Source organism: Pinisolibacter sp. DMC19, assembly GCF_056313985.1.
In genome coordinates, this window is the sequence record NZ_JBQUZF010000008.1 from 145,940 (window position 1) to 152,670 (window position 6,731).

Annotated in this window: 6 protein-coding genes; 3 read left to right on the forward strand and 3 right to left on the reverse strand. The window is 66.9% G+C overall.

The features are described 5' to 3' along the window. Window positions 1–13 precede the first annotated feature (13 nt). The 3 genes from kdpA to ACT53U_RS17810 all read right to left on the reverse strand — a co-directional run bounded on the left by kdpA (window position 14) and on the right by ACT53U_RS17810 (window position 3,102). A complete protein-coding gene (kdpA, locus tag ACT53U_RS17800; protein WP_476157141.1) occupies window positions 14–1,723 on the reverse strand; it encodes a potassium-transporting ATPase subunit KdpA in 1,710 nt (569 codons plus the stop codon). 36 nt (window positions 1,724–1,759) lie between these two features. Beyond that, window positions 1,760–1,891, reverse strand: a complete 132-nt coding sequence (locus ACT53U_RS17805) for a potassium-transporting ATPase subunit F (RefSeq protein WP_476157142.1) — start codon at window positions 1,889–1,891, stop codon at window positions 1,760–1,762. A gap of 308 nt (window positions 1,892–2,199) precedes the next feature. Next, on the reverse strand, window positions 2,200–3,102 hold the full coding sequence (locus ACT53U_RS17810; protein ID WP_476157143.1) for a LysR family transcriptional regulator: 903 nt from the start codon (window positions 3,100–3,102) through the stop codon (window positions 2,200–2,202). A 93-nt stretch (window positions 3,103–3,195) separates the two neighbouring features. Between ACT53U_RS17810 and ACT53U_RS17815 the strand changes: the two genes are divergently transcribed. The 3 genes from ACT53U_RS17815 (at window position 3,196) to ACT53U_RS17825 (ending at window position 6,289) form a co-directional block, all read left to right on the forward strand. Then, the gene (locus ACT53U_RS17815) at window positions 3,196–4,074 is read left to right on the forward strand and encodes an aldo/keto reductase family oxidoreductase (RefSeq protein ID WP_476157144.1); all 879 of its coding nucleotides are present in this window, start codon (window positions 3,196–3,198) and stop codon (window positions 4,072–4,074) included. Window positions 4,075–4,462: 388 nt separating this feature from the next. Next, window positions 4,463–5,173: an outer membrane protein gene (locus ACT53U_RS17820; RefSeq protein ID WP_476157145.1), complete on the forward strand. Its 711-nt coding sequence runs from the start codon at window positions 4,463–4,465 to the stop codon at window positions 5,171–5,173. A gap of 453 nt (window positions 5,174–5,626) precedes the next feature. Next, window positions 5,627–6,289, forward strand: coding sequence for a hypothetical protein (locus tag ACT53U_RS17825; protein ID WP_476157146.1), 663 nt, complete (start codon window positions 5,627–5,629; stop codon window positions 6,287–6,289). Window positions 6,290–6,731: the final 442 nt, after the last annotated feature.

A 6,731-nucleotide genomic window follows, 5' to 3' on the forward strand; every position in this document is an offset into this window, starting at 1 on the left:
CTCGAACGTTGGATCAGAAGGTCAGGCCGGCCGGGATCATCAGATGTTCGACGATCGGTCCGAGCGCGAAGGCCGGGAAGAACTGCAGACCGCCGAGGATCAGGATCACCGCCGTGACGAGGCCGACGAAGAGCGGCCCGTGGGTCGGGAAGGTGCCGGCCGAGGCCGAAGCCCGCGTCTTGACGACGAGCGATCCGGCGATCGCCATGACCGGCACGATGTAGCCGAAGCGGCCGAGGAACATGGCGATGCCGAGCGTCGCGTCGAACCACGGCGTGTTGGCCGATAGGCCTGCGAAGGCGGAACCGTTGTTGCCGGTCGCCGAGGCATAGGCGTAGAGCAGTTCCGTCAGCCCGTGCGGTCCGGCATTGGTGAGGCTCGCGAGCGCCGACGGCAGCATCGCGGCCACCGCGGTGAAGCCGAGGATCGTCGCCGGCAGGATCAGCTGGGCGAGCATCGCCAGCTTCATCTCCTTCGCCTCGATCTTCTTGCCGAGATATTCCGGCGTGCGCCCGACCATCAGACCGGCGATGAAGACCGTCAGCACGGCGATGACGAGGATGCCGAAGAGGCCCGAACCGACGCCGCCGGGGACGATCTCGCCGAGCTTGATCAGGAGGAGCGGCATGAACCCGCCGAGCGGCATGAAGCTCTCGTGCATGGCGTCGACCGAGCCGGTCGACGTCGCGGTGGTCGCCACCGCATAGAGCGCGGAGGCCGCGGGGCCGAAGCGGACCTCCTTGCCCTCCATGTTGCCGAGCGACGGGTCGACGCCGAGGGCGGTCAGGAGCGGATTGCCGCCGGCTTCCGCACGGTAGGCGACGACGAGACAGCCGACGAGGATGATCGCCATCACCGCCATGATCGCCCAGCCCTGCCGCGTGTCGCCGACCATGCGGCCGAACGTGTGGGTGAGCGCGAAGGAGAGGGCGAGCAGCGCCCAGATCTCGAGGGCGTTGGTGATCGCCGTCGGGTTCTCGAACGGGTGGGCGGCATTGGCGTTGAAGAAGCCGCCGCCGTTGGTGCCGAGGAGCTTGATCGCCTCCTGGCTGGCGACCGGGCCGAGCGCGATCGTCTGCTTCGCGCCTTCGAGCGTCGTCGCATCCACCGACGCCGCGAGCGTCTGCGGCAGCCCCAAGGCGACGAAGACGAGCGCCAGCACGATCGAGAAGGGCAGCAGGACGTGCAGCGTCACCCGGGTGACGTCGACCCAGAAGTTGCCGAGCCGATCGGTGCCTGAATGGGCGAAGGCACGGATCATCGCCGCCGCCAGTGCCATGCCGGTCGCCGCCGACAGGAAGTTCTGCACCGCGAGGCCGGCCATCTGGGTGAAGTGGCTCATGGTGGTCTCGCCGCCGTAGGCCTGCCAGTTGGTGTTGGTGACGAAGCTGATCGCAGTGTTGAAGGCGAGCAGCGGATCGACGCCGTCGAAGCCCTGCGGGTTCAACGGCAACACGCCCTGAAGCCGCTGGATGGCGTAGAGAGCCACGAAGCCGGCGGCGTTGAAGACCAGCATGGCGATCGTGTAGCCGAGCCAGGTCTGGGCATGGAGGGCCCGGCGCCCGGCGAGCGCGAGAAGCCCGCGCTCGAGCGGTGCGACGATCGGCGAAAGGAACGTGCGCTCGCCGGAGAAGACCTGCGCCATCAGCCGGCCGAGCGGCACGACGGTGGCGAGGATGAGCGCGAGGACGAGCAGAATCTGCAGCCAGCCGACAGCGGTCATGGCGTCACCTCGATGAAGTCTCGGAAAGGGTCGCGCTCAGTACTTCTCGGGCCTGACCAGCGTGTGGACGAGATAGGCCGCCAGCGCGAGGGCGACGACGAGGGCGAGGAGGGGTTCGGACATGACCGCCTCACAGATCACCGCAGGCGTGGGCATAGAGGGCGGCAAGGCCGAAGAGCCCGACGGCCCCGAAGAAGCAGGCGAAGTCCAACATGGCGAAGCTCCTGAATGGATCGTCTTCGCCGGGACTGTCCTCCCGATGCCCGTCAGGGATCGATGGGGAAGGTGGGGCCGGGCCATATGGATTTCATAAGTGCGGCCGAAAGTGGAGAGGTCGCGCGGAAAGGCGACGGATCGACGGAGCCGAGCGTCCGCTTCGGGTCGCGGGCCGTCATTGGCCGCATCGCGCCGAACGCGGTCGCTCGAACAGACGTGCATCCGACTGCGTCGAACACTCCATGCGATGATCGTCGCAGTCACTCGGCCGTGGCCTTGACGAAGTCGACGAACGCCCGCAGCGGCGCAGGCACGAGACGCCGCCCCGGATAATAGAGAAACGGCCCCGAAAAGCTCGGCCACCAGGGTTCGAGGACGGCTTCGAGGGCGCCACTGTCGAAATGCGGGCGCAACCAGTCTTCGAACAGGAAGACGATCCCGGTGCCGGCGATCGCCGCGTCGACCGCCAGGTCCGTCCCGCCACCGGCGCGCACGATCAGCGGTCCCGTGGGATCGACCCGCACCACCTCGTCGCCGCGTTCGAATTCCCACGGCGGCATCGCCCCGCTGGCAAACCGGCCGGTCAGACAAGCATGACCGAGCAGGTCGCGCGGGTGCTCGGGCCGCCCACGGCGGGCGAGGTAGGCAGGAGAGGCAGCGGCGGCGAAGCGCTGGACGCGCGGTCCGATCGGTACGGCGATCATGTCCTGCTCGAGCCGCTCGTCGTAACGGATCCCGGCATCGCAACCGGCGGCGAGCACGTCGACGAAGCTTTCCTCGGTGATCACCTCGAGGCGGATATCGGGATAGGCGGCGAGAAACGACGGAACGATGCGCGGCAGCACCAGTCTGGCCGCGCTGACCGGCACATTGAGGCGCAATGTCCCCGCCGGCCGGTCGCGAAAGCCGTTCACCACGTCGAGGGCAGCCTCGACTTCGCTCAAGGCCGGGCCGAGCCGCGCCAGCAGACCCGCGCCGGCATCGGTCGGGACGACGCTGCGCGTCGTCCGGTTGAGGAGCCGGACGCCGAGCTGCGCCTCGAGGCGACGGACGGCTTCGCTGAGCCCGGAGGCACTGGAGCCGCTCGCGCGTGCCCCCTCACGGAAGCCCCCGGAGCGCGCCACCGCCACGAAGGCGTTCAGATCCGCAAGATTGCCGTTCATTGTACGTTTCTCCGCACGAACTGTGCGGATTGTGCCCAGTTATCGCCGCTGCGCACAACGCCTATCTCTCGATCACGGAGAAGGAGAGAAGGCATGTCTCGGATCGACCAGCCAGGAACGTTCACCCTCGGCGACCGCTCGGTGAAGCGGCTCGGATACGGGGCGATGCAACTCGCCGGGCCCGGCGTCTTCGGCCCCCCCAAGGATCGCGACGCCGCGGTGGCGGTGCTGCGCGCGGCCGTGGCACATGGGGTCGATCACATCGACACCAGCGACTTCTACGGGCCGCACGTCACAAACCGGCTGATCCGCGAGGCGTTGGCGCCCTACCCCGACGACCTCGTCATCGTCACCAAGATCGGCGCCCGCCGCGACGAAAGGGGGGCCTGGTTGCCGGCGTTCTCGGCGGAGGACCTGACGCGGGCCGTGCACGACAACCTGCGCAATCTGGGGCTCGACGTCCTCGACGTCGTCAACCTGCGCATCATGTTCGACACGCATGGTCCGGCCGAAGGGTCGATCGAAGCGCCTTTCACGGCGTTGGCCGAGTTGCAACGGCAGGGTCTGGTGCGTCACATCGGCCTGAGCAACGTCACCGCGGCCCAGATCGCCGAAGGGCGACGGATCGCAGAGATCGTCTGCGTGCAGAACCAGTACAATCTGGTTCATCGGGCAGACGATGCTCTGATCGACGAACTCGCGCGCGAGCACATCGCCTATGTACCGTTCTTTCCGCTCGGAGGTTTCACCCCGTTGCAGTCGTCGATCCTCACCGACGTCGCGGGGCGCCTCGGTGCCACGCCGATGCAGGTCGCACTGGCATGGCTTCTGCGTCGCGCGCCGAACATCCTGTCGATCCCCGGAACCTCGTCTCTTCGACATCTCGAGGAGAACCTCGCCGCGACCGGATACGACCTGACGGACGCCGTTTGCGTCGAACTCGACCGCATGGCGAGCATGGGTTCCGCGTGACGGCCGATCGTCGGGTTGGCCCATCATGCGCGTCCTCACCGAAGGACCCGGCTCGTCGGCAACGGGGCCGACCTCCGACGGCCCATGTCCGCTTCGGGTCGGTCGCGGTCACCTACGCGCCGAAGCCGGTCATTCGCCCCCCACGCCATCGGAAAGGGTGCGGGTGGGACGGGAACAATTCCGAGGGAGATTTCGCCGCCGTCCGTTCCCGGCGCGCCTGTCCATCTCGACGAATGCCGTGCGATCACGCTTCGTGCCCCGACGGGATCCGCCCGGCCCATTCGCATCGGAAGTTGCTCGCAGGTCACAGTCTTCCGTCTTGGAGTGTGCCACCGTCAGTGGCCGATTCGAAGTAGCGGAGAGCTTCTGCGATGAAGACTTTCATGATGTGGACCGTGATCGCGCTGGGCGTTGCCGCGGCACCTGCAGGTGCCGCCGAGCTCGCCGCACGGCCTGGTGGAGCCGGGGCGCGGCCGATGCCGTCGCAGCCCACCAGTGGAGCGGCTTCTACCTTGGCGTCAACGGCGGCTACGGTTGGAACAAGGACAGCTGGAGTGCCGTTCCCGGTGGCGCCGATTACGGCTCCCACATCGCCGGTGGGGCGATCGGCGGCGGCCAGATCGGCTATCGTCTGCAGACCGGCGCCTGGGTGGTCGGTCTGGAAGCCGCAGGAGATTGGGCCGATGTCTCCGGCCATCACCTCGACAGGCTCGGCGCACCCTTCGTCGATCGGTCACGGCTGAAGGCGGTCGGCCTGTTCACCGCGCAGGCCGGTTACGCGTGGGACAATGCGCTGCTCTATGCGAAGGGCGGCGCGGCGGTGACCCGAACGCGATGGGAATCCGCCGAAGTGGTGACGCACTATTCGGATGAGAAGACCCGTTGGGGCGGGGTCCTCGGTGCCGGCCTCGAATACGGTTTCGCGCCGAATTGGTCGGCGGGGCTCGAATACGATCACCTGTTCGTCGCGCGACGCAACGAGTCCCTCGACTTCGATCCGTGCTGCACCCCCTTCGCATCGCGCGTCGGTGGCGACACCGATCTCGTCATGGCGCGCATCAACTATCGCTTCGGCGATCTGGCGCTCCCCAAGTATTGAGGCTCCGCCGATCCGAGTGCTCTCTCGCGACGAAGGGCCGGCATCGAGCCAGCCCCTCTTCTCTCGATGATGTCTCCGGAGCACGTCATGGGCATCCCGTGGGTGAGCTCCATGTCGGTGCTGCACCGCCATGGCCGACCACGACGTACATCCGCGGATTTTCGGAAGAAATCCATGCCCCCTGGCGGAGAGGCCACCGATTGAAATCGGAATGTGTCGAGGCCGAACGTCTGCTTCGGGTCGATGGTAGCCGGTCGTATCTTGCCGCCTAGGCTGGTTGATGCGACGAGGGCGGCGCGGACAAAGCGGTCTGGGGGCGGTGACGGTCAAATTCTGTCTCACCATCGCGGCTCGGGCTGGTAAGCGAGCAGTTTCGGCGCTTTTGACGCATCGCCTCGCGTGCGATAGGTGCCGACGAGCCGACCTGCGTCGTCCATTTCCTCGATGCGATACATGTCCTGCCGGCGCTCCTTGGTTGGGGTCAACCGGTATGCGCTGCCATTCTTGCGGATGAACAAGGCGGCAGAGCGCGCCGGTGATCTCGGGACGAAGTGGCCTTCACTCCCGCAACCAGAGAAGATCGCGACCCTCCACCGGCTCGTCACCGGCATCACCCTTGGAAGCGCATCCCTCCAGATCGCCGTCTCACCCGATGGGCTGAGCGACGTCGCGGGCTCGACCGGCGAGGAGATCATGAAGCGCTCGGCGGACGCGCGTGCGGAAGTGAAAGCTGCGGAACGCGAAGCCATCGTCCTCACAGTGCCGGTGAACCTGAAGCGGGTCGGGATGGAGATGAAGCTCCTGGTCGAGGCGCCCGACCTCCAGCGCTCCCGCAAGCCGGATCGGAGCCTCCTCCGGCTGCTCGGTCAGGCGCGCCACTACCGGGACCGTCTGCTCGAAGGAGACGGCACGGCGATCGGCGAGCTGGCCGAGGCCGAAGGCGTCGGCTCTCCCTGGTTCACGCGGGCCCTGCGCCTGGCCTTCCTGGCACCCGACGTCACCGAGGCGATCCTCGACGGCCGGCAGCCGATCGAGCTCTCGGCCAAGAAGCTCGCGATGACCGCAGATCTACCGGCCGACTGGGACGCGCAGAAACGGGCGCTCGGATTCGGGTGACACCACCGCATACGGCAGACCAACCTCGCGACATTCCGTGCCCCCCCCGCCTCTTGAGGCGGGGTTCGTCGTTCCGGCGGGTCCGTGAGCGCGGCAGAAGGAAAGTGTACCGCGAAATCGGTCGGTCGAGACTTCCGGCGTCGGCGAGCCGCGATTCCCGTACCCCGGTGGTCTCGCGGTGCACGTCCCACCGACACGCCCGTGCAAGTCACGGAAACGTCGGGACAATTCGGTGTGGTGGGAAAAAGGCAGAAAAGCCCCGCGATATCGAGGGCGGGTGGCGGTGGACGCAGTCGAACGCGAACCGGTCTCGGAATTCGCTGTTTGCAGGGAATTTGCAGGGAAAAATCGCAGGTTTTGCCCGATGACGTTGCCCCTCAGGCCTAATCCAGTTTGAAGTTCGCTCTGGCCCAACTCGAGGACCAGAGCATGAGGCGTAGCC

Excerpts from the sequence above, each read along its gene's own strand:
- ACT53U_RS17810 (WP_476157143.1), bottom strand. The coding sequence starts at position 3,102 with ATGAACGGCAATCTTGCGGATCTGAACGCCTTCGTGGCGGTGGCGCGC.
- kdpA (WP_476157141.1), bottom strand. The coding sequence starts at position 1,723 with ATGACCGCTGTCGGCTGGCTGCAGATTCTGCTCGTCCTCGCGCTCATC.
- ACT53U_RS17825 (WP_476157146.1), top strand. The coding sequence starts at position 5,627 with ATGTCCTGCCGGCGCTCCTTGGTTGGGGTCAACCGGTATGCGCTGCCA.
- ACT53U_RS17815 (WP_476157144.1), top strand. The coding sequence starts at position 3,196 with ATGTCTCGGATCGACCAGCCAGGAACGTTCACCCTCGGCGACCGCTCG.